Source organism: Muricoccus pecuniae, from assembly GCF_014199205.1.
GTDB classification, from domain to species: domain Bacteria; phylum Pseudomonadota; class Alphaproteobacteria; order Acetobacterales; family Acetobacteraceae; genus Roseomonas; species Roseomonas pecuniae.
In genome coordinates, this window is record NZ_JACIJD010000011.1 from 58,285 (window position 1) to 78,742 (window position 20,458).

The 20,458-nt window shown below is 73.6% G+C and carries 21 protein-coding genes; 10 read left to right on the forward strand and 11 right to left on the reverse strand.

Annotated elements, in window-relative coordinates; all coding sequences use genetic code 11:
• Nucleotides 1–3 precede the first annotated feature (3 nt).
• The 3 genes from FHS87_RS13035 to FHS87_RS13045 all read left to right on the forward strand — a co-directional run bounded on the left by FHS87_RS13035 (nucleotide 4) and on the right by FHS87_RS13045 (nucleotide 3,420).
• On the forward strand, nucleotides 4–1,347 hold the full coding sequence (locus FHS87_RS13035) for a glutamate--cysteine ligase (protein WP_184518916.1): 1,344 nt from the start codon (nucleotides 4–6) through the stop codon (nucleotides 1,345–1,347).
• 164 nt (nucleotides 1,348–1,511) lie between these two features.
• Nucleotides 1,512–2,351, forward strand: a complete 840-nt coding sequence (locus FHS87_RS13040; RefSeq protein ID WP_184518918.1) for a glucose 1-dehydrogenase — start codon at nucleotides 1,512–1,514, stop codon at nucleotides 2,349–2,351.
• Nucleotides 2,352–2,394: 43 nt separating this feature from the next.
• Nucleotides 2,395–3,420, forward strand: a complete 1,026-nt coding sequence (locus FHS87_RS13045) for an SDR family oxidoreductase (RefSeq protein WP_184518920.1) — start codon at nucleotides 2,395–2,397, stop codon at nucleotides 3,418–3,420.
• Nucleotides 3,421–3,433: 13 nt separating this feature from the next.
• Here FHS87_RS13045 and FHS87_RS13050 read toward each other — a convergent pair whose 3' ends face one another.
• From FHS87_RS13050 to FHS87_RS13075, 6 genes are read right to left on the reverse strand one after another with little or no spacing between them, the layout of a single operon-like run.
• Entirely contained in the window at nucleotides 3,434–3,886 is a 453-nt protein-coding gene (locus tag FHS87_RS13050) for a GNAT family N-acetyltransferase (protein WP_184518923.1), read from the reverse strand.
• Nucleotides 3,883–4,596, reverse strand: a complete 714-nt coding sequence (locus FHS87_RS13055) for a TSUP family transporter (protein ID WP_184518926.1) — start codon at nucleotides 4,594–4,596, stop codon at nucleotides 3,883–3,885. The genes FHS87_RS13050 and FHS87_RS13055 overlap by 4 nt, the downstream gene beginning before the upstream one ends.
• A 15-nt stretch (nucleotides 4,597–4,611) precedes the next feature.
• Nucleotides 4,612–5,043 carry a hypothetical protein gene (locus tag FHS87_RS13060; protein WP_184518929.1) on the reverse strand — a complete coding sequence of 144 codons (432 nt, stop codon included), beginning with the start codon at nucleotides 5,041–5,043 and terminating at the stop codon, nucleotides 4,612–4,614.
• Nucleotides 5,043–6,491 (reverse strand): metalloprotease TldD, encoded by a 1,449-nt coding sequence (gene tldD / locus FHS87_RS13065; RefSeq protein WP_184518932.1) that lies wholly within the window; start codon nucleotides 6,489–6,491, stop codon nucleotides 5,043–5,045. Before tldD ends, FHS87_RS13060 begins: the two co-directional genes overlap by 1 nt.
• Nucleotides 6,488–8,722: a PAS-domain containing protein gene (locus FHS87_RS13070; RefSeq protein ID WP_184518935.1), complete on the reverse strand. Its 2,235-nt coding sequence runs from the start codon at nucleotides 8,720–8,722 to the stop codon at nucleotides 6,488–6,490. Before FHS87_RS13070 ends, tldD begins: the two co-directional genes overlap by 4 nt.
• Nucleotides 8,719–9,804, reverse strand: a complete 1,086-nt coding sequence (locus FHS87_RS13075; RefSeq protein ID WP_184518938.1) for a COX15/CtaA family protein — start codon at nucleotides 9,802–9,804, stop codon at nucleotides 8,719–8,721. Before FHS87_RS13075 ends, FHS87_RS13070 begins: the two co-directional genes overlap by 4 nt.
• Nucleotides 9,805–10,017: 213 nt before the next feature.
• On the opposite strand from FHS87_RS13075, the gene FHS87_RS13080 reads away from it, so the two are divergent.
• The 3 genes from FHS87_RS13080 (at nucleotide 10,018) to FHS87_RS13090 (ending at nucleotide 12,486) form a co-directional block, all read left to right on the forward strand.
• Nucleotides 10,018–10,782 (forward strand): glycosyltransferase family 2 protein, encoded by a 765-nt coding sequence (locus FHS87_RS13080; protein ID WP_184519221.1) that lies wholly within the window; start codon nucleotides 10,018–10,020, stop codon nucleotides 10,780–10,782.
• Nucleotides 10,783–10,793: 11 nt separating this feature from the next.
• The gene (locus FHS87_RS13085; protein ID WP_312861989.1) at nucleotides 10,794–11,531 is read left to right on the forward strand and encodes a TVP38/TMEM64 family protein; all 738 of its coding nucleotides are present in this window, start codon (nucleotides 10,794–10,796) and stop codon (nucleotides 11,529–11,531) included.
• A gap of 208 nt (nucleotides 11,532–11,739) precedes the next feature.
• Nucleotides 11,740–12,486, forward strand: coding sequence for a hypothetical protein (locus tag FHS87_RS13090; RefSeq protein WP_184518942.1), 747 nt, complete (start codon nucleotides 11,740–11,742; stop codon nucleotides 12,484–12,486).
• A 15-nt stretch (nucleotides 12,487–12,501) separates the two neighbouring features.
• On the opposite strand, the gene FHS87_RS13095 is transcribed toward FHS87_RS13090, so the two are convergent.
• Both FHS87_RS13095 and FHS87_RS13100 read right to left on the reverse strand, forming a co-directional pair.
• Complete coding sequence (locus FHS87_RS13095; RefSeq protein ID WP_184518945.1) at nucleotides 12,502–13,782, reverse strand: OmpA family protein; 1,281 nt, start codon at nucleotides 13,780–13,782, stop codon at nucleotides 12,502–12,504.
• 124 nt (nucleotides 13,783–13,906) lie between these two features.
• Nucleotides 13,907–14,572: an invasion associated locus B family protein gene (locus FHS87_RS13100; protein ID WP_184518947.1), complete on the reverse strand. Its 666-nt coding sequence runs from the start codon at nucleotides 14,570–14,572 to the stop codon at nucleotides 13,907–13,909.
• Between the two features lie 72 nt (nucleotides 14,573–14,644).
• Between FHS87_RS13100 and FHS87_RS13105 the strand changes: the two genes are divergently transcribed.
• On the forward strand, nucleotides 14,645–15,475 hold the full coding sequence (locus tag FHS87_RS13105) for an aldo/keto reductase (protein WP_184518950.1): 831 nt from the start codon (nucleotides 14,645–14,647) through the stop codon (nucleotides 15,473–15,475).
• A 113-nt stretch (nucleotides 15,476–15,588) separates the two neighbouring features.
• A complete protein-coding gene (locus FHS87_RS13110; protein WP_184518953.1) occupies nucleotides 15,589–16,581 on the forward strand; it encodes a hypothetical protein in 993 nt (330 codons plus the stop codon).
• A gap of 3 nt (nucleotides 16,582–16,584) precedes the next feature.
• Here the strand turns inward: FHS87_RS13110 and FHS87_RS13115 are convergent, their stop codons facing one another.
• Nucleotides 16,585–16,989, reverse strand: coding sequence for a response regulator transcription factor (locus FHS87_RS13115; RefSeq protein WP_184518956.1), 405 nt, complete (start codon nucleotides 16,987–16,989; stop codon nucleotides 16,585–16,587).
• A gap of 106 nt (nucleotides 16,990–17,095) precedes the next feature.
• Here FHS87_RS13115 and FHS87_RS13120 point away from each other — a divergent pair, with 106 nt between their 5' ends.
• The gene (locus tag FHS87_RS13120; protein WP_184518958.1) at nucleotides 17,096–17,902 is read left to right on the forward strand and encodes an aspartate dehydrogenase; all 807 of its coding nucleotides are present in this window, start codon (nucleotides 17,096–17,098) and stop codon (nucleotides 17,900–17,902) included.
• A gap of 11 nt (nucleotides 17,903–17,913) precedes the next feature.
• Here the strand turns inward: FHS87_RS13120 and FHS87_RS13125 are convergent, their stop codons facing one another.
• Nucleotides 17,914–19,344 carry a GTPase gene (locus tag FHS87_RS13125; protein ID WP_184518960.1) on the reverse strand — a complete coding sequence of 477 codons (1,431 nt, stop codon included), beginning with the start codon at nucleotides 19,342–19,344 and terminating at the stop codon, nucleotides 17,914–17,916.
• Nucleotides 19,345–19,363: 19 nt separating this feature from the next.
• Here FHS87_RS13125 and FHS87_RS13130 point away from each other — a divergent pair, with 19 nt between their 5' ends.
• A complete protein-coding gene (locus FHS87_RS13130; protein ID WP_184518962.1) occupies nucleotides 19,364–20,095 on the forward strand; it encodes a hypothetical protein in 732 nt (243 codons plus the stop codon).
• Nucleotides 20,096–20,122: 27 nt separating this feature from the next.
• On the opposite strand, the gene FHS87_RS13135 is transcribed toward FHS87_RS13130, so the two are convergent.
• Nucleotides 20,123–20,410 (reverse strand): DUF2218 domain-containing protein, encoded by a 288-nt coding sequence (locus FHS87_RS13135; RefSeq protein ID WP_184518964.1) that lies wholly within the window; start codon nucleotides 20,408–20,410, stop codon nucleotides 20,123–20,125.
• Between the last annotated feature and the right edge of the window lie 48 nt (nucleotides 20,411–20,458).

Below are 20,458 nucleotides of genomic sequence, written 5' to 3' on the forward strand. Positions count from 1 at the left end.
CGCATGTCGAATCCTGGCGAGGCCGACCTCACGCCCATCCAGTCCGTGAGCGACCTCGCCGGATGGTTCGCCGCCGGCAGCAAGCCGCGCGAGGCCTGGCGCGTGGGCACGGAGCACGAGAAGATCGGCTTCTACCGCGAGGGCTTCGCCCCGCCGCCCTACGAGCCCCAGGGCATCTGCGCCCTACTGGACGGGCTGGCCGCCCGCGGCTGGGAGCGGATCGAGGACGCGGGCAAGCTCATCGGCCTCAAGCGCGGCGAGGCGAGCGTGAGCCTCGAGCCGGGCGGGCAGTTCGAGCTGTCGGGCGCCCCCGTTTCCACCATCGCCGAGACCGAGGCCGAGCTGGACGACCATCTCCGCGACCTCCGCGAGGTGGCCGAGCCGCTGGGCATCGGCTTCGCCGGCATCGGCTTCCACCCCCTCGCCACGCGCGAGGCGATGCCCTGGATGCCCAAGACGCGCTACGCGATCATGCGGAACTACATGCCGCGCGTGGGCGACATGGGCCTCGACATGATGCTCCGCACCGCGACCGTGCAGGCCAACCTCGACTTCGGGGACGAGGCGGACATGGTGCAGAAGCTCCGCGTCTCCCTCGCCCTCCAGCCGCTCGCCACCGCGCTCTTTGCCAACTCCCCCTTCCGCGAGGGGGAGCCAACGGAGTACCGCACGCTGCGCGGCCAGGTCTGGTCCCGCACCGATCCGGACCGCACGGGCATCCCCGCCGTCGCCTTCGAGGACGGCTTCGGCTTCGAGCGCTTCGCCGACTGGGTTCTCGACGTGCCAATGTACTTCATCATGCGCGACGGCCGCTTCGTGGACGCGACGGGCAACACCTTCCGCGAGTTCATGGCGCGCGGCCTGCCGGGCGATCCCTCCGTGCGCGCCACCATGGGCGACTGGGCGGACCATGTGACGACGGTCTTCACCGATGTCCGCCTCAAGCGCTTCCTCGAGATGCGCGGCTCCGACATGGGCTCGGCCGAGATGGTCTGCGCGCTTCCCGCCTTCTGGGTCGGGCTGCTCTACGACGACGCCGCGCAGAAGGCCGCGGCCCGCCTCGTGCGCGGCTGGTCGGTGGCGCAGATGCAGGCGCTGCGCGCCGACGTGCCGAGGCGCGCGCTGGACGCAACCATCGGCGGCGCCACGCTGCGCGAGGTGGCGCGGGACGTGCTGACTATCTCGCGCGAGGGGCTGCGCGCACGCGGCCAGGGCGAGGAGCGCTTCCTCGAGCCGCTGGAGCGCATCGTGGCTTCCGGCGAGACCCAGGCGGACCGCTGGCTGCGCCTGAACACGGAGAGCTGGGAAGGCGACGTCTCGCGCGTGTTCGAGGCGGCCGCGCTCTGAGAGGCTGAAGAACTTTCCTGTCCAGCACAGGGCTTTCTTAACCCAGGTTACGCCGGCGCTCACGATCGGGGGATCGCGCCGGGGCGGCGAAACAACGGTGTCCCGCAGCCGCTTGTGGGAGGTCCGCGCGCCAGGCCAGGCCGGCGCGCGCCAAAGGAACCCCCATGTCCCAGCCTCCGCAGCACCAGAACCCGCCCGGCAGCACGGCGGAGATGACGCCCAGGCCCGACCATGGCGAGGAGAGCTACAAGGGCTGCGGCAAGCTCACCGGCAAGGCGGCGGTGATCACGGGCGGCGACAGCGGCATCGGCCGCGCGGTCGCCATCGCCTATGCGCGCGAGGGCGCGGACCTGCTCATCAGCTATCTCGACGAGCACGAGGACGCGCAGGAGACGCAGCGCTGGGTGGAGAAGGAGGGCCGCAAATGCGTGCTCGTCCCCGGTGACATCGGCGACCCCGCCCATTGCCGCGCGATCATTCAGAAGGCGGTGGAGGAGTTCGGCCGCCTCGACATCCTCGTCAACAACGCCGCCTTCCAGATGGTGCGGCAGTCGCTGGAGGAGATCCCGGACGAGGAGTGGGTCCACACCTTCAACACGAACATCCACTCCCAGTTCTTCCTCACCAAGGCCGCGCTGCCGCACATGAAGCCGGGCTCGGCCATCGTGAACACGAGCTCGGTGAACTCGGACAAGGCGCCGCCGAGCCTCATCGCCTATTCCGCCACCAAGGCCGCGATCGCCAACTTCACCGCCAGCCTCGGCCAGTCGCTCGCGGAGAAGGGCATCCGGGTGAACTGCGTGGCCCCGGGCCCGATCTGGACGCCGCTCATCCCCTCCACCATGCCGGAGGAGGAGGTGAAGAGCTTCGGCCAGTCCGTGCCGATGAAGCGCCCGGGCCAGCCGAAGGAGGTGGCGACGCTCTTCGTCTTCCTCGCCTCCGACGATGCCAGCTACGTCACGGGGGCGCTCTACGCGGTCACCGGCGGCACGCCCGTTCTCTGAAGCACGCCGTTCTCGGCACATGACAGCACAGCGGAGGCCCGGGATGCAGCTCAAGCCCGTTTCGGAACAGGTCGTGGTGGTGGCGGGAGCCTCCAGCGGCATCGGGCGCGAGACCGCGCTCCGCTTCGCCTCGCGCGGCGCGAAGCTCGTCGTCGCGGCGCGCAGCGAGCCCGGCCTCGCCTCGCTCGCGGGCGAGATCGAGGCGCTCGGCGGCCAGGCGCTGCACGTCGCCTGCGACGTGGCCGACTTCGCGCAGGTCCAGGCCCTGGCCGAGGCGGCGGTGGCGCGCTTCGGCCGCATCGACACCTGGGTGAACAACGCCGCCGTCTCGGTCTACGCCCTCGCCGAGGAGACGAAGCCCGAGGAATACCGGCGTGTGATGGAGGTGAACTATCTCGGCCAGGTCCACGGGGCGCTGGCGGCGCTGCCGTACCTGCGCGCGGCGGGCGGGGGTGCGCTGATCGCCATCTCCTCGGTGGAGAGCATCGTTTCCCTGCCGCTGCACGCGGCCTACAGCGCCTCCAAGCACGCGGTGGAGGGCTTCACCGACGCGCTGCGCCGCGAGCTGATGGCCGAGGGCGCGCCGATCTCCGTGACGAGCGTGAAGCCCGGCACGATCAACACGCCCTTCTTCAACAACTCCCGCAGCAAGATGGACGTGAAGCCGAAGGGACCGCCGCCCTATTACGACCCGGGCGTGGTGGCGGATTGCGTCCTCTACGCGGCCGAGCACCCCGTGCGCGACCTCTTCGCGGGCGGCGCGGCCAAGAGCATGGCGGCCGCGCAGATGATGGCCCCCGGCCTCGTGGACGCGGCGCTCGCGCGCTTCGGCATCCCGGCCTCGCGCACCGGCGAGCCCGAGACGCAGGGGCAGCAGGGCAACCTCTACGAGCCGCGCGCCGGGGACAACCGGACCGATGGCGACTTCGCCGGCCGGGCCCGGCGCTTCAGCCTCTATACCTGGCTGGAGACGCATCCGCCGGCGAAGGCGCTCGCCCTTGGCGGCGCGGTGGTGGGAACGGCGCTTCTCTTCATGCGGCGGCGCGAGGAGCGCCGGCGCTGGGGCTGACCGCGCGGCGGGTTCAGGTGTCCAGCCGGCGCACCATGTAGACGCGCCGGTAGCCCGCCTCCTCCCGCCGCTCGGTCTCGGTGAAGCCCGCGCGGGCGTAGATGGCGCGGTTGCGCTCCATCCGCTCGTTCGTCAGGAGCCGCATCTCGCGCAGGCCGAGCCGCCGCGCCTCGGCCTCGCAGAAGGCGAGGAGCGCGCGGCCGATCCCCTGGCCGTGCAGCGACGGCTCCACCGCCAGGTCCTCGATCCAGAGATAGGTGCCGCGATCCTCGATCACCGCGAGGGCAATGATCGCGCCGCCATGCTCCATCACATGCGCCTGGCCGTGGGAGATGCGGAAGGCGAAGTCGTCGTCCATCGGTGCGGGCCGGCGGCCGAGCAGCGGGATGTAGGGGGCATAGGCGCGCTCGACGAGCGCCCGGATCGCCTCGGCCTCCCCGGGCCGCGCGGGGCGGAGCGGGCTCATCCCGCCGCCACCAGCGAGACGCCGCCGAGGGTGGCGATGCCCAGGATCGCCCAGCGCAGCCGCGCGCCGTGCAGCCAGCGCCGCGCGGGACCGGAGAGGGCGACGCCCAGCGCGATTCCGGGCAGCAGCGCGGTGGCCAGCCACAGCTCCTCCCATCCCAATCGGCCCGCGAGCAGGGCGATGAGGAGGATGGCGAGATAGGCGATGAGCCAGAACAGCCCGAGGAAGCCGCGCACCGCCCCCGCGGGGAGATGCGCGACCACCAGCCCCATCAGCGGCCCGTGCACGCCGGAGATCCCGCCCATCGCGCCGGAGACGAAGCCTGCCCCGGCCAGCATCGGCACCGTCGGCCGCAGCCGCGGCACCGCGAGGGCGAGCACCACGGCCAGGAGCACGACGACACCGTAGCCGCGCCGCGTGGCGAGGCCGGGATGCACCACCGCCAGCGCCATGCCCGCGGCGGTGCCGAGCACCACCCCCGCCGCCGCGGGAAGCAGCATCCCCGGCGGCACCGCGCGCGAGTCCACGCGCCACTGGCCGAACATCATCAGCAGTGCCGAGAGGGCGAAGGGCACGGGCAGCAGGCGCGGATCGACCGCCGCCAGCAGCGGCACGCCGACCAGCCCGAGGCCCAGCCCGGCGGAGAGCTGCACCACCGTGGCGAGGGCGATTGCCAAATTGACGAAGACGAGTTGGACAACGTCAATCACGAGCTTTTACTGAGTTCAGCCCGACCATGCTGTCGATATTTCAACGCTCAGTCGGCGTGAAATTTTGCTCAGTGCTCCGCTTCGGAGGGCCTCAAAGACCATCCCTCCACCGTTTTCAAAGCCAGCGTCGGCGTGTCGCTCGGCCCGGAGCATATAGTGCACAAACTGCCGGACATGCTTGAAGGGTGCAGAAAGAACAGCATCTGGGTTGGTGAGGAAAACTTCCCAATGGAAGGCTTCTGGCAAGAAATCTCGGCAGACGAAGCCGCAGGCATATGCGCCTTCTAAAAAGCGGCTGTAGGCACCTAAGTCACGAAAAGGGCCTCGGCCAGCAGCGCTCTCTTCTGCAGCGAGCTCGTCAATGAGGCGGATGAAGAATGACGCTTGGAAGGCATTGATCTTCTGCCGTGAGCTGGGTGCGAGGCCGGAGATCGCAGTGGAAGCCATCACACCGCCGTGCCGCCGATCGTCAGCCCCATCATCTTCAGCGTCGGCTGGCCCACGCCCACCGGCACGCCCTGGCCCTGCTTGCCGCAGGTGCCGATGCCGGCATCCAGCGCCATGTCGTTGCCGATCATGGAGACCTGGGTCAGCGCGCTCGGCCCGTCGCCGATCAGCGTCGCGCCCTTCACCGGCGCGCCGATCCTGCCGTCCTCGATCATGTAGGCCTCGGAGGCGGAGAAGACGAACTTGCCGGAGGTGATGTCCACCTGCCCGCCGCCGAAGTTCACGGCATAGATGCCCCTCTTCACGCTGCGCAGGATCTCCTCCGGCGCGTGCTCGCCGCCGAGCATCACCGTGTTCGTCATGCGCGGCATCGGCGCGTGGGCGTAGCTCTGGCGGCGCCCGTTGCCGGTGGGGGCCACGCCCATCAGCCGCGCGTTCTGCCGGTCCTGGATAAAGCCGGTGAGGATGCCGTCCTCGATCATCACGGTGCGGTTGGTCGGCGTGCCCTCGTCGTCTACGGTCAGGCTCCCGCGGCGGTCGGGGAGGGTGCCGTCATCCACCACGGTCACGCCCTTGCTCGCCACGCGCTGGCCCATCAGCTTCGCGAAGGCGGAGGTGCCCTTGCGGTTGAAGTCGCCCTCCAGCCCGTGGCCGATCGCCTCGTGCAGGAGGATGCCCGGCCAGCCCGGGCCGAGCACCACCTCCATCTCGCCGGCGGGCGCCGGCACGCTGTCGAGGTTCAGCACGGCCCCGCGCAGCGCCTCGTCCACCGCCGCCTTCCAGCCCGCCTCGCCGAGCACGCGGTCATAGGCGAAACGGCCGCCCATGCCGTAGGTGCCGGTCTCGCGCCGCCCGTCCCGCTCCACCACGACGGAGACGTTCAGCCGCACGAGGGGGCGCAGGTCGGCCACCTCGCGCCCGTCGGCGCGGACGATCCGCACAGCCTGCCACTCGCCGTAGAGCGAGGCCATCACCTGCACCACGCGGGGGTCGCGGGCGCGGGCATAGGCGTCGATCTCGGCGAGCAGCGCCGTCTTGGCCGCGAAGTCCATCGCGAGCAGCGGGTTGGCGGCGTCGTAGAGGCGGGCATTGGTCGCGCGCGGCGGCTCGGCCAGGCGGATGGCGCCGCTGCCGGGCAGGCCGCGCACGGCCGCCGCCGCGCGCCTCAGCGCGGGCGCCGTGACCTCGCCCGCATGGGCGTAGGCGGAGGCCGCGCCGCGCACGGCGCGCAGGCCGAAGCCGCGCTGCGTGTCGAAGGTGGCGGAGCGGATGCGCCCGTCCTCCAGGCTGATCATCTCGCTCTCCCGGTATTCCAGGAAGAGCTCCCCGTCCTCGGCGCCGGAGAGGGCGTCGGCGGTGATGCGGGCGGCCTCGGCACCGTCCAGCTCGCGGAAGAAGAGGCGGGCGGTGGCGTCGAGCGGCGCGCTGTCCGCGATGGCGTGGCTCATGCGGTGATCCTCTCTGCCGGCGGCACGGCGAGCCGCGCGGTCGTGCCCTGTCCGGGCGTGCTGTCGAGCGCGAGCGCGATCCCCATCGCCCCCGCCAGCGCGCGGGCGAGATAGAGGCCGAGCCCGGAGCCGGGATAGCGGCGGGAAAGCCCGCCCTCGAGCTGGGTGAAGGCCTCGAAGGCGCGCGGGATGTCCTCCGCCGCCATGCCGATGCCGGTATCCGATATGGTGACGAGGCTGCCGCCCGTCTCCACCGGCTCGGCGGAAACCGTCACGCGCCCGCCGCCCGGGGTGAACTTGCAGGCGTTGGAGAGCAGCGCGTCCAGCACCTGGCGCAGCCGCGCCTCGTCGCCCTGCATGGGCGGCAACTCGTCCGGCAGGGCGGCGCGGAACTCGATCCCGGCCTCCTCGGCCACCTTTCGCGCGCGGGCGGCGGTGGCGCGCAGCACGGGGGCGGGGTCGAAGCGGTCCCCGCGCAGGGAGAGCGATCCCGCCTCGATCCGCGTGGCCTCCAGCAGCCCGTCGATCAGTCCCAGGAGCTGCTGCCCCGCGGCCAGGATCTCCTGCGCGTGGTCGCGCAGCATCTCGGGCCGCGTCTCGTCCAGGATGGCCTCGGAGAAGCCGATCACGGCGTGCAGCGGCGTGCGCAGCTCGTGCGTCATGGTGGCCAGGAAGCCGGACTTCGCGCGGGAGGCCGCCTCGGCCGCGTCGCGCGCCGCTTCCAGCTCGACGCGGATGCGCCGCTCCTCCGTCACGTCGCGATAGGTGCGGATGAAGCCGCCATCGGGGGTGAGGTCCGTGCGGATCTCGAGGATCGTGCCGTCGGGGCGGCGGCGGAGGTAGCGCCCGTCCTTGCCCAGCGCGCGGTGCCCGCCAGTGACGGAGATGACCTCGACCTCGCCCTCGACGATGGTGATCTCCCGCGCCTCCGCCTGGCGCGCGCGGAGGTCGAGGAGATGGCTGCCAGGCCGCATCGCTTCCTCGCCCAGCCCGGTCATCCGGGCGGCCAGGGCGTTGGCCGCGATCAGGTAGCCATGCGGGTCGAAGAGGGCGACGCCGTGGGGCTGGTTGTCCAGCATCGCCTGGAGCGTCGCGGTGCGGCGCCCGGCCTCCGCCTCGGCCTGGGCGCGGCGTGTCACATCCGTCACCACCGCCACGCGCCCGCCATCGGGCAGGGCCACCAGCCGCGCGGAGATGACGGTGCCGTTCGGCCGCACCCGCGTCTGCTCGATCGGCTCGCCCGGGCCGGCATCGGCGCGGCGCAGGACGCCGTCATCCTCCGAGGCGTACTCGCCCGAGGCGACGCGGCGGGCCAGCACCGCCGTGAGCTCGTCTCCCACCGCCACCTCGGCGCCCGCCATGATCCGCTGGTAGGCGGCGTTCACCACCCGCGCCCGCCCGTCCGGGCCGTAGACGCAGACGCCATGGGGGAGGGCGGCGAGAACGCCGTCCAGCAGGGCGGCGCGGTCCTGCGCGGCCTGCTCGGCGCGGTGCAGGGCGGTGACGTCGTGAACCTCGGTCAGCACCCCGGCCTCGGGCAGGGGATGCGCCCGCACCCAGAGCACGGAGCCGTCGGGGCGGCGGCGCCAGCGCTCCTCCACCTTCCGCTCGCCGAGGGTGGCGAAGGTCTCCAACTCCTCCGGCGTGAGGCTGAACAGCTCCCCGGCGGCGTGCATGGTCTCGAACAGCTCGGCCCGCGTCATGCCCGGGCGGACCGTGCCGGGGGCGGTGCCGGTGAAGCCGTGATAGGCGCGGTTGAAGTAGATCAGCCGGCTCGCGCCGTCGCTGACCAGCACGCCGGTGTCGAGCCGCTCCAGGATCGTCTCCAGCATCCCGGCATGCTCCACCGCCTCCGCCTCGGACCCGCGCAGGGCGGTCACATCGACGGAGAGGAGGACCGTGCCGCCGCCGGGGACGGGAAGGGCCGCCATCTCGTGCCAGCGCCCCCCGGCACTGCGCGCGAGGAGGCGCCCGGGCAGGGGGCCGTCAGCCCCGGCGGGGAGGGCGGCGAAGCGCGCGGCCTCCTCGGCGCTGAGATGCCCGGCACCGGCGAGCAGCGCGGCCAGTTCCTCGAGCGTCGCGCCGGGGGCGAGCGCCGGGGCGCCGGCCTGCGTCCGGAAGGCGGGGTTGGCATGGATCAGGCGGCCCTCGGCGTCGAGCACCGCGATGCCCGCCGGCAGCGCGTCCAGCGCCGAGCGGGCGAGGTCGTCGACGAGGTCGGGGGCGGTCAAGCCCGTGCGTCCGGGCGTGGTCGCCGCAGCGCGTGCAGCAGGACCAGCGCCGCCGCGAGCACGCCGACCGCGACCGTCTGGTGCAGCGTGCCCAGCCAGACGGGCACCACGTGCAGCAGCGTCGCGACGCCGAGCGCGTACTGCACCGCCACCACCCCCGCGAAGGCGAGCGCGGCGCCGCGGGCCGGGCCGGCGGGAAGGCGGCGCAGGGCGAGGAAGCCGAGGGCGAGGGCCGCGACGCCGGAGAGGGTGGCGAGCAGCCGGTGGTTGAACTGCACGGTCGCGACATCCCCTACGAGAGCCTGGGCGAAGGATGACACGCCGCCGTAACCTTCGGGAATGATCTGCCCGCCCATCAACGGGAAGGTGTTGTAGTCCAGCCCCGCGCGGATCCCCGCCACGAAGCCGCCCGCCAGCATGGCGAGCACCACCAGCCCCGCCGTGGCATGGGCGAGCGGGCGCAGCGGCGCCGCCTCGGGAGGGGCGTCGCGATGGGGGCGCAGCAGGCTCAGCGCCGTCCAGAGCAGCAGGGAGAAGAGCAGCAAGGCGAGGCCGAGATGGATCACCAGCCGCCAGGGCGAGACGGCGGTGCGGTCCGCCTCGAAGCCGGAGGCCACCATGAACCAGCCGACCGCGCCCTGCAGCCCGCCCAGCGCCAGCAGCAGCACCAGCCGCTTGCCGTATCCCCGCGGAATCGCGCCGCGCCACCAGAACAGCAGGAGGCCCGCGGCGTAGACGAGGCCGATCAGCCGGCCCCAGAGCCGGTGCGCCCATTCGAGCCAGAAGATGCCCTTGAAGCCCTCCAGCCCGAAGCCGCGGTTGACCAGCTCGTATTGCGGGATGGTGCGGTAGAGGTCGTAGAGGCGGTTCCACTCCGCCTCGCTCATCGGCGGCAGGGTGCCGCGCAGCGGCGCCCATTCCATGATGGACAGGCCCGATCCCGTCAGCCGCGTCGCGCCGCCGAGGGCCACCATCGCCCAGACCATGGCCGCGACCGCGAGGAGCCAGAGCGCCACGGCCCGCGCGCGCCGGTCCGGCGCGGCGGTGGTGCTGAGATAGGGGTCATGGGCGTCGAAGGGCATCGCTGCTGTCACATGGGGGGTGAGAAGGGGTTAGGAAGCCGCAAGGAAGTACTGTCCGGCATGCGGGGCAAGAGGTAGGCGCCGCGATCCCCGGCATCGGTAGGATTCCTTACACCGCCGGCGCGCTGGACGCGCCCCCCGCCCCCTGCTACCCCCCGCCGCCGCATGTCCCCCGTCCCACCCCTGTCCGGCGGCCCCGCCGAGCGCGCCGCGATGCCCGGTGCCCCGGAAGCGGGAGGCCCCGCCATCAGCGTGCCCGCTATCAGCGTGGTGGTGCCCGTGCGGAACGAGGCGCCGAACATCGCCCCGCTGGTGGCCGAGATCACCGCCGCCCTCTCCGGGGTGCCGCACGAGATCCTCTATGTGGACGACGGATCGACGGATGCCACCGCCGCGGCCGTGCGCGACACCGCCGCGGCGGGCGCGCCCGTGCGGCTGCTGCGCCACGCCCATTCCTGCGGGCAGTCCGCGGCGGTCGTCACCGGCATCCGCGCCGCCCGCGCCCCCTGGATCGCGACGCTGGACGGCGACGGGCAGAACGACCCCGCCGACATCCCCCGGCTCTGGACCCGCGCCCGGGCGGAGGGGGCGGACACGCTGGTGGCGGGATGGCGCACCACCCGCCGCGACACGGCCACCAAGCGCTTCACCAGCCGCATCGCCAACCGCGTGCGGGCGCGGCTGCTGGGCGATGCCACGCCGGATACGGGTTGCGGGCTGAAGGTCTTCCCGCGCGACCTCTTCCTCTCCCTCCCGCATTTCGACCACATGCACCGCTTCCTGCCCGCCCTCGTGCTTCGCGCCGGCGGGCGGGTGGTGAGCGAGCCGGTGGGGCACCGCCCGCGCACGCGCGGCGTCTCCAACTACGGCACGCTGGACCGGCTGGCCGTCGGCATCGTGGACCTGCTCGGCATGATGTGGCTGCAGCGCCGCTGGAAGCGCCCCCGCCTGCTGCCGGACGAGGCCGGGGAGGCGTGAGTGCGGCGGCCGTGACCGGGGCCAGCGGGTCCGGGAGGGGGCCGTCCGCCCCCGGACCGGACGAGGCGTCCTCCCGCACCCGCCGGGGGCTGGAGGCCGCGGCGCGGCTGGTGGTGCTGGCCGCGGGGCTCGGCCTCGCGGGCTGGGTCATCCGGACCCTCGGCCTCGCGCCGGGCGGTGAGACAGGCACGGAATGGGTGGACCGGTGGATCCGCGGCCAGGGGCTGTGGGGGGAGGCAGTGTTCATCCTCGCCGGTGCCCTGGCTGCCGCGGCCGGGCTGCCGCGCCAGGCGGTGGCTTTCCTCGGCGGCTACGCCTTCGGCGCGGCGGTGGGGGTGCCCCTCTCCCTCCTCGCGCAGCTCCTGGGCTGCGCCACCTCCTTCGGCTGGGCGCGGCTGATCGGGCGGGGCTGGGCGGCGCGGCGGCTGGAAGGAAGTTTCGGGCAACGGCTCCGCCCGCTGCATGACAGGCTGGCGGCCCGCCCCTTCCGCGCCACCCTCGCCCTGCGCCTGCTGCCGGTGGGGAACAACCTCCTGCTGAACCTTCTCGCCGGCCTCTCCGGGCTGCGGCTCCTGCCTTTCCTCGCGGGATCGGCGGTCGGCTACCTGCCGCAGACTCTCGTCTTCGCCCTTCTCGGGGACGGGGTGGCGGTGGACCGGACGGCGCAATTCGCCCTCGGCGGGGTGCTCTTCCTCGTCTCCATCGGCCTCGGCGTGTGGCTGCTGCGGCGGGAGCCCCTGGCGGACTGAGCCGCGGCCCGGCGGGCGCCGTGCCTTCCCGAATTCTCGTCCTCACCGTCCCTGCATCGCGGGGCTGAGTGCGCGCGGCGCGTTTCCGGCGATGCCCTGAAGCAACACCCCCATCCCATGCTCACGATTTCGTGAGTTTTCCCTTGAGCCCGGCGGCGGCTCTCTCTTAACCCGGACATGGTTTCGCCACTTTTGCCCCGGTCCCGCCATGATTCCGCCCTATTTTCGTCTGCTGGCCGCGGCGCTCCTCTGCGTCCTGATGCCCGCCCGCCCGGCCGCGTCCTATGAGATGCTGACCGAGGGGCAGTCCCTCACGGGCCAGGCGACCAGGGCGGTCCTGCCTTCCCCGCCCATGCGCCTGGGGTGGACGAGCCCGGACAAGGCCTTCTGGATCAATGGCGAGAGCCCGGAGCCGAAGCGCGACACCGCGGGGCAGATCGTCCACGCCCATGGCGCGGGCGCGATGGGCGCGCGCTACCGGCTGCTCCAGCACGGGCGCTTCGCCCTCTCCCTCGTGCCGACGATCCGGGCCCAGGCGGTCTGGCAGGAAGGGGACCCCGGCGCGCGGCAAGGCATCGGTGGCGCCCTCTTCGAGGAGTTGTCCGTCACCCTGCCGGCCGGCTTCGGGTTCCGCGCGCGGGGCGGGCTGGGCGATCGCACCGGGGTGGCCGGGCCCGTCCCCCGCGGCATGGCCTCGCCCAGCCTCGCCCTGCGCGGCGAGATCGGCTTCTCCGGCAGCCTCGCCCCCCTCGGTTTCCCGGAGGCGCGCTTCGACCTGCAGCTCATCTCCATCAAGGCCTTGGGCACCGAGATCGGCGAATCCCGCCCGCCCTCCTCCTGCGAGCTGAAGCTGGAGCTCGCCACCTTCCGCACGGCGCCGCTCCGCATCGGCGGCTCCTGCCCGGGGGCGTCGGGCGAGGGGAGGGTCACGCTCGGCATCGGCGGGCGGTTCTAGCCCGGGCCTCCCCCGCTACAGGAGGCCGTTCGGGAAGGTGCCGCAGGAGACCGGCTCGATCTCCACCCGCCGGTCCAGCACGTCGGAGGCGTTGTCCGCGCCCGTGCCGACGAGGGGGTTGCGGGCGCCGAGGCCGATGGCGCGGATCCGGTCCCGCAGCTCCGGCCTGATTGCCACCAGCCGCGCCCGCAGCGCCTCCGCCCGCGCGAGGGAGAGGCGCTCGTTCGCCGCGGCCGAGCCGGTCGGGCTCGCATGGCCCGTGAGTTCGAGGCAGGCCCCCCTCTCCGAAGCCTGCTGCGCGACCTGGCGGAGCCAGACGCGGTTCGTGTCGCCCGCGCCGACCGTGGGCAGGAGCGCGGTCGAGCCCGGGGGGAAGAGAAAGCGGATCGAGAGCCGGCCGTGGCGGAGGCCGAACTCCACGATCCGCCCGAAGGCCACCTCCGCGTCCCCCGGCCGGCCGAGGGCGCGTGTGGCGAGATAGACGCCGTTGTAGACGCGCATCTGGTCGCCCCCCGGGAGCTGCCCGGCCCGGGAGTAGTTCTCATAGGCTTCGGCGTAGCGCCCGGCCTCATAGGCCACCATGCCCTCGGCCACGAGCGCCTGCACGAGGATGGCCTGACGGTAGAGCGGATCGACGAACTGACCGGCCCCGGCATTGACGGTGCGGAGATAGGCGGCGGCGGCCTCGTCCGGCAGCCAGCCCGGGCTGTCGCGGAAGAAGGGGGCGAGGGTGGTGTCGATCTCCCCCGCCCCCACCCGCGCCGTGGCGGCGCGGAGGATGCGCCCGGTCCGCAGGTCGGCGAGGACCGCGCGTAGGCGGAAGGCACCGGGCGGGGGCGCGTCGCCCGCCTCGGTGGCGAGGCTGCCGAGCAGGACGAGCGGCTGCTCGTTCACGGTGCCCGGGGTGAGGGGGAGCAGGCCGATCGCGGAGAGGTCCCGGCGCACCCGCTCCGCCATGCGGGCCACGACGGCGCGCGTGGCCTCGGTCTCCGTGCCCGTGCCCTGGTCGATGAAGGGGTCGATCGCCACCGCTACCCGGCCGCCCGGCGCCGCGGCCGGCGCGAGCAGGGCGCCGGTCAGTTCCGCCACGGCGGCGTCGAGGGGAAGGGCGGGGGCCGGCACGGGCGGGGCGGGTTCCGTGACGGGCGAGACCGCCGCCGCCATGCCGGGCACCTCCTGCCGCCCGGCGCAGCCCGTCACGGCCATGGCGGCGAGGGCGATGATGGCGAGCGCGCGCGGGGCGGCGACGCCCCGGCGGCTTCCGGCTTCCAGCGCCCGTCGGTCGCGATCCTGCATCCCGTTCCTCCCGTTGCTTTCCCGTTCCGGCGGACGCGGCCGGCCTGCGGCTTCCATGGCCGGGCCATCGTCCCCGGTGCAGAACAATTCCCGACCCTTCGGGTTGAGGCCGGGCGCGCCGCGCTCAGGGCGCGCCCAGCGGCCCGAGCAGGGACATCAGGCGCGACAGCATCTCCCGCAGGTCCAGCCAGGCGGGCGGCGGGGGAGGGGCGGTGCCCTCGGGCTGCCGCGCCCGCAGCCGGGCGAGGGCGGCGGGCGTGTCGGAAAGAGGGAGTTCCACCGGCTCCCGCATGGCCTGGGCGTCCGGTACCAGCAGGCCGGTGACGCGCAGCAGCACCCGGTCCGCCCCCGGCAGCTCCGCCGCGGCGCGGGCCAGGTCCGCCTCCCGCGGGGCGCAGACGAGGGAGCGCCCCTCCAGCCCGCAGGGCATCTCGAACAGGCGGCTGGGCGGGAAGCGGAGCTGCACCGTGCCGGTCAGCGCCAGCACCCCGCGCGCGGCCCCCTCCAGGGAGAGATCGCGCGCCGCCACCACGGGGACGAGCCGCCCCCCGCGGTCCTCCACCTCCAGGGCCAGGGCGGCCATGCCCGCCGACGCCGGCTCCACCGGCCGGCGGTGCAGCATCCGGCAGGCGGAGTTGTCCGTCATGCGGTCCATCGCGCATGAGAGCAGCCAGGGGCCGAAGGTCTCAGTGACACCCCCGGGGGCGCCACCCGTGGCGGGCGCCCCGCCCTGGGCGAGGGCGGGTCCGGCCGCGAGGATGGCGAGGAGAGGGGCGACAAGCCGCATCATGCTCCCCATCCTGCCATGGCCGCGCCGCCGCGGCGCCGCGCGATCGCGTGACCGGAAGAGGAGAGCCCGCCCATGAAGCACGCCACCCTGCCCGACGGCACCCGCGTCCCGGCCCTGGGACAGGGCACCTGGCACATGGGCGAGCGCGGCTCCGACCGGCGGGCCGAGGCCGACGCGCTGCGCCTCGGCCTCGATCTCGGCCTGACGCTGATCGACACCGCCGAGATGTACGCCGATGGCGGGGCGGAGGAGGTGGTGCGGGACGCCGTCGCGGGCCGGCGGCAGGAGGCCTTCATCGTCAGCAAGGTCTACCCCCAGAACGCCTCCCGCGCCCTGATGGCCCGGAGCTGCGAGGCGAGCCTGCGCCGGATGGGGGTGGAGGCGATCGACCTCTACCTCCTGCACTGGCGCGGCGGCGTGCCGCTGGCCGAGACGGTGGAGGCCTTCTCCCGGCTGGTGGAGGCCGGGAAGATCCGCCGCTGGGGCGTCTCCAACCTCGACGTGGAGGACCTGGAGGAACTCGGCGCCGCCCTGCCGGACTGCGCGACCGACCAGGTGCTGTACAACCTTGAGGCCCGGGGGCCGGAATACGACCTGCTGCCCTTCTGCGCCGATCGCCGCATGCCGGTGATGGCCTACTCCCCCGTGGGGCAGGGCGGGCGGCTGCTGCGGCACCCGGCGCTGCAAGGGATCGCCGCCCGCCACGGCACGGGGCCGGCCGCCATCGCCCTCGCCTTCGTGCTCCGGCGGGAGGGGATCATCGCCATCCCAAAGGCCGGCGACCCCGCCCATCTGCGCGAGAACGCCGCCGCCCGCGACATCGTGCTGACGGCGGATGACCTGCGCGAGCTGGACGCCGCCTTCCCGCCGCCGCGGCGCAAGCAGGCGCTGGCGATGCTCTAGCCCTTCGGCGGCTCACGCGGAATTGGGCGGGGTGCGTGTCAAAGAGCAGAACGTTCCGGCCCCGCTTCCCCTAGCCTTCCCCCGGCAGACAGCCCTCCGGAAAGGCTCGCGCGATGACGTACCGGAACCTCCCCTCCCTCTCCGACCTGCTCGATCTCACCCTCGTCCTGGGAACAGCGGGCGAGGACGCGATCGACCGGCAGGGGGACGGGCTGCTCGTCCTCGCGCGCGGCGGCGACGACAGGCTGGTGATCTCCGCACCCCCGGACGGTTCTGGCTCCGGCAGCATCGTCCTCGCCGGGGCCGGGAATGACGAGGTCACCGTCTATGGCGACGGCAACACAGTCCTCGGCGGCGCCGGCGACGACAGCGTCAGCCTGTTCTCCGTGGCCGGCACCGGTGCCCAGGACAACACCGTCCTCGCGGGAAGCGGGAACGACGTGATCCTCTCCGTCGGCTACTCGGCGCTGCTGCATGGCGGGGGCGGGGACGACCGGATCACCATCACCGGGCAGGCCGCGAACGGCAACACGGCCCATGGCGGCGCGGGCAACGACCTGCTGGAGGCCTCGGGCTTCACGAACAACCGCCTCCTCGGCGGTGCGGGGGAGGACACGCTGCAGGGCAGCAGCCGCGGCATCGGCCCCTTCGCCGAGGGTATCGGGCCGGGGACGGTGATGACAGGCGGGCCGGGCGCCGACCGTTTCGTGCTGGACGACTTCAGCCACTTCCGGGTTCTCGGCGGGGAGGACGGCATCCTCGGCGAGGGCGACAGGCTGCGCGGCATCATCAGCGAGGTCACGGATTACGAGCAGGGGGAGGTGCTCGATCTCGCCGTGACCAGGCGCGCCGACGGTCCCGTCCTGGTTCTGGAGGCGCCGTTTCAGGCTCCTGACACCTTCTGGCCCGCGGTTCCGAGCGGGAGCTACGCCCTTCTCCGCGGCAGCGTGGTGGAGGATGGCGGTGTCTTCGCCGTGGAGGCGGAGGGGCCGGACACCCTCGTCCTGTATGCCGGGGGGCAGGAGACGGAAGTCCCCGGCACCTCCTTCGCCTTCGGCGCGGTCGCGCTGCGGAGCTGGACGGGCGGGGAGATCCTGATCGCCTGACGCTCAGTTCTTCGCCGCGCTCGGGAAGAAGGGGGCGGCGGCCAGGCTGCGGATCGCCTCCACTAATTCGGGCGTCCGGAAGGGCTTGCGCAGGAAGCGCTCCCTCGGGCCGAAGTGGCGGTCGTTGGAATGGGCCGGCCAGGCCGTAAGATAGATCACCGGCAGCTCCGGGTGCCGCTCCTGCGCCGCGCGGGCGGCCTCGAAGCCGTTCGGCCCGGGGCCCAGCTCGATATCGGCGAGCAGCAGGCTGCATCCCGCACTCGCCGTGATCCGGGCAAGCGCGTCGGCGGCGGTGGCGACGGGATGTACGAAGAAGCCCTCAGCCTCGATGATGTCCGTCAGGACATCACGGACGAGCGCGTCGTCCTCCAGCACCACCACGTCACGGATCGGTAAGGCCGCGGTCATCGGGAAACCTCCGCCTCCTTAACGCCGGGGTGGCGCAAGTGTTGGCGGGGGACACGGAATAGGTGCGGTACGGGTTGCGACCGGACCGCCGGGAAGGGAGTGGTTCATGGGCAAGGGATCGCCGCTGCGGGTGGCCGTGGCAGGGCTGGGCGCGGTGGGCATGGCCGTGGTGCGCGCGCTGGAGGCCGGGCTGCCCGGCTGCGAGCTGGCCGCCGTCTCGGCGCGGGACCTCGGGGCCGCCCGCGCCCGCCTGCCCCGCGCCGTGCCCGTGCTGCCGGTGGAGGAGCTGGAGCCCCTGGCCGATCTCGTGGTGGAGGCGGCCCCCGCCGCCCTGCTGCCCGCCATCGCCGCGCCCTTCCTGAGTGCCGGCAAGGGCGTCGTGGTGCTCAGCGCCGGGGCGCTGCTGCGGAACGACCACCTCATCGCCCTCGCGCGCGAGCGGGGCGGGCAGATCACCGTGCCCACGGGCGCGCTGATCGGGCTGGACGCGGTGGCGGCGGCGGCCGAGGGGGTGATCCACAGCGTGCGGATGGTCACGCGCAAGCCCGTGCGCGGCCTCGCCGGCGCGCCCTACCTCATCGAGAACGGGATCGAGATCGAGGGCATCGGGGAGCCGCTGCGGGTCTTCAAGGGCACGCCGCGGGAGGCGGCGGTCGGCTTTCCCGCCAATCTCAACGTCGCCGTCGCCCTCTCCCTCGTCGGCATCGGGCCGGACCGGACGGAGCTGGAGATCTGGGCCGATCCCGCCCTCGCCCGCAACGTCCACAGCATCGCGGTCGAATCGGATTCCGCGAACTTCACCATGTCGATCGAGAACCTGCCGAGCGAGAACCCCAAGACCGGGCGGATCACCGCCCTCTCGGTCATCGCCTGCCTCAGGAAGATGGGCGCCCCGCTCCGCGTCGGGACCTGAGGGCGGGCGCGCTATCCCCGGAAGCGCCCGAGGAAGGCCACCACCTCCGCCAGGCTCGGCGGGGCCCGCAGCACGGCCCAGCGGTCCTTCAGGAAGGAGAGATAGGCCTGGCCGAGCGCGGTGGTGAGCCCGTAGGCCACCGCCGCGTTCACCGCCCCGCCCGCCGCGCTGCCGAGGCCGGGGATGAACTTCAGCAGCGTGCCGACGGCCCGCGCCGCCACGCGCCCGCCCACCCCGGCGGCGGCGGGGCCGAGCAGGGCGGCGGCCACGGCCCGCACCGGCATCTCCTCGGCGGGCGTGCCCATCCGCACCGTCACGTCCACGATCATCTTCGCCTGCACGCCGAAGACGAGCGCCGCGTCGGCCAGCGGGATGGGGGTTGCGGCGAGGGCGGCGGCGATGCGGGCATGGGCGGCGATGGCCGCCTCGGCCTCCGCGATCTTGGGGGCGAGGGCGACGAGATTGGCCGCCGCCGCCGCCGCGCGCCGCCCTTCCGGCAGGGCGGCCACGGTCTCCTCCACCAGCTCCTCCAGCCCCCGCGCCTCCACCCGCGCGCCACCGGGGAAGAGGCGGGGCGCGGCCACCACGCGCAGCACCGCCCGGGCCTCGGAGATCATCTCCCGCGCGGCGGCCAGGAGCCGGTCCTCCCCCCAGGCCTTGGTGAGCACGACGATCACCGGCACGCCCTGGGCCGCCAGCAGCCGGGCGAGATCGGCATCGGCCGGCTCCACCCGCTCCCCGGCGGCGTCGATGACGAGCCAGGCGACGTGGAGCCGCTCCTCCTCCGGCAGGGTGGCGAGCCGCGCCAGCTCCGCCTCCACCGCCTCCCGCGTCTCGCGGTAGGCGCCGGGCTCCAGCCCGCGCGTGTCGGCGAGGTGGAGCGGCGCGCAGGGGTGGCGGTACCAGCTCGCGGCGGTGGAGACGGGCGCGCCCTCCCCGGTCTCGGCCACCACCCGGCCGAAGACGGCGTTCACCAGCGTGCTCTTCCCCGCGCCCGATCGCCCGGCCAGCAGCACGTTGCAGCGCTGCATCCCGGCCAGCCGCTCCTCCACCCCCGGCACGGCGCCCACGGCCTGGTCCAGCAGGCTCGTCCCGCGCCCGAGCAGCCGCCCGACGAGGCTGCCCCGCCGCGGTGCGGGGCGGGTGAAGCCGCGCGCGATGGGGGAGGTGTCGCCGAGCGCCGAGAGCTTCCTCACCCGCAGCGCCGTCAGCAGCGCGGGCAGGGCAGGGGGGGCCTCCGCGCCCTCCACCAGCAGGGGGCGGAGGGCGGTGGCCAGCGGCAGAGGCTCCGTCTCGGCCAGCCCCGCGGCGGCGGCGATCTCCGCCCTCTCCCTCCCCGTGCAGACGAGGAGCAGCGGCAGGGGATCGCCTCCCGCCACGGCGCGGCGGGCATGGTCGAGGGCGACGGCGATCGGATCCAGCTTGACGGTGCGTCGGAACATCGGGGAGGAGTCTGCCCGCATGCCAGCCCCCGTCCAACCCACAATGCCGCCGGGGGCTTCCGGCCTGGCCGATGGCAGCCCCGAGGGCGACAGCCCCTCCCTCATCGCCGCCCTGCTGGCTGGCAGCGAGGCGGAGCTGGCGGCGGAGCTGGAACCAGCGGTGGAGGCCTTCATCGGCAACGCCGTGTTCCGCTACATCTCGGAGGAGGCGCTGGTGGCGATCGGCGTCACCGCCGTGTTCTTCGCCCTGGCCGCGATCGCGCCCTACCTGCCCAGCCTCTCCTGGGCGGTGGCGGGGGCGGGGGCGGTGCTGCTCTGGTACCTCATCCACTTCGCCCAGGGGATCGTCTCCACCTGGCCGCTGCTGCGGGCGCTGGTGCTGCTGCGCGGGGCGCCGGTCTTCCGCTTCGCCCTCTTCGTCCTCGCCCGCCAGGCCATCGGCACGCTGGAGACGAAGATGGACGAGGTGGCGCGCGCCGCGACCCTCATCCCCCGCTTCGGCCTGCGCATCGCGCGCGTGGTCTACCAGGACGACCGGGACCGCGTGGCCCTCGCCCTGGCGGACGCGCTGGGCAAGCCCGTGCGGCGGGAGCTGCTCTGGACCGCCGCCCTCGGCCTGCTGCCGATGCTGGTGGTGATGTTCGGCTTCCGCTCCGCGCTGATGTGGAAGGCGGGGCTCTACGGGGTGGCGCACATGGCCTGGTACGAGCTGCTCCTCCTGCCCTTCCGCGGCGGGATGGGCGGGGGCTGACCGGCCCGCGCGCCCGTCAGCCGGGGGTCATGCCCCCGCGCGCCAGTCGAAGGCCAGCTCCTCCCGATGGCCGAAGCGCTGGAGGTGGTCGGCCACCACCTGCTGGAAGCGGTCCATGTCCGCGTCCTCCGCCCCCGCCAGCCGGACCAGGAGCTGCTCGGGCGTGGCGGTCAGGCGGCACTCCCCCGCGGGGAGGCGGATGAGGGCCTCTTCGGGCGTGAACTCGACGGGGAACTTGTGGGCCCAGTGCTTGGCGAGCTGCTGGAGGTAGCGGCTGGCATGGGCGGTGGCGACGGTGGCTTCGGACTTCTTCATGCCGGGAGGATGGGGAACGGAGGTCTTGAATGCAACTCACTCGCAGTT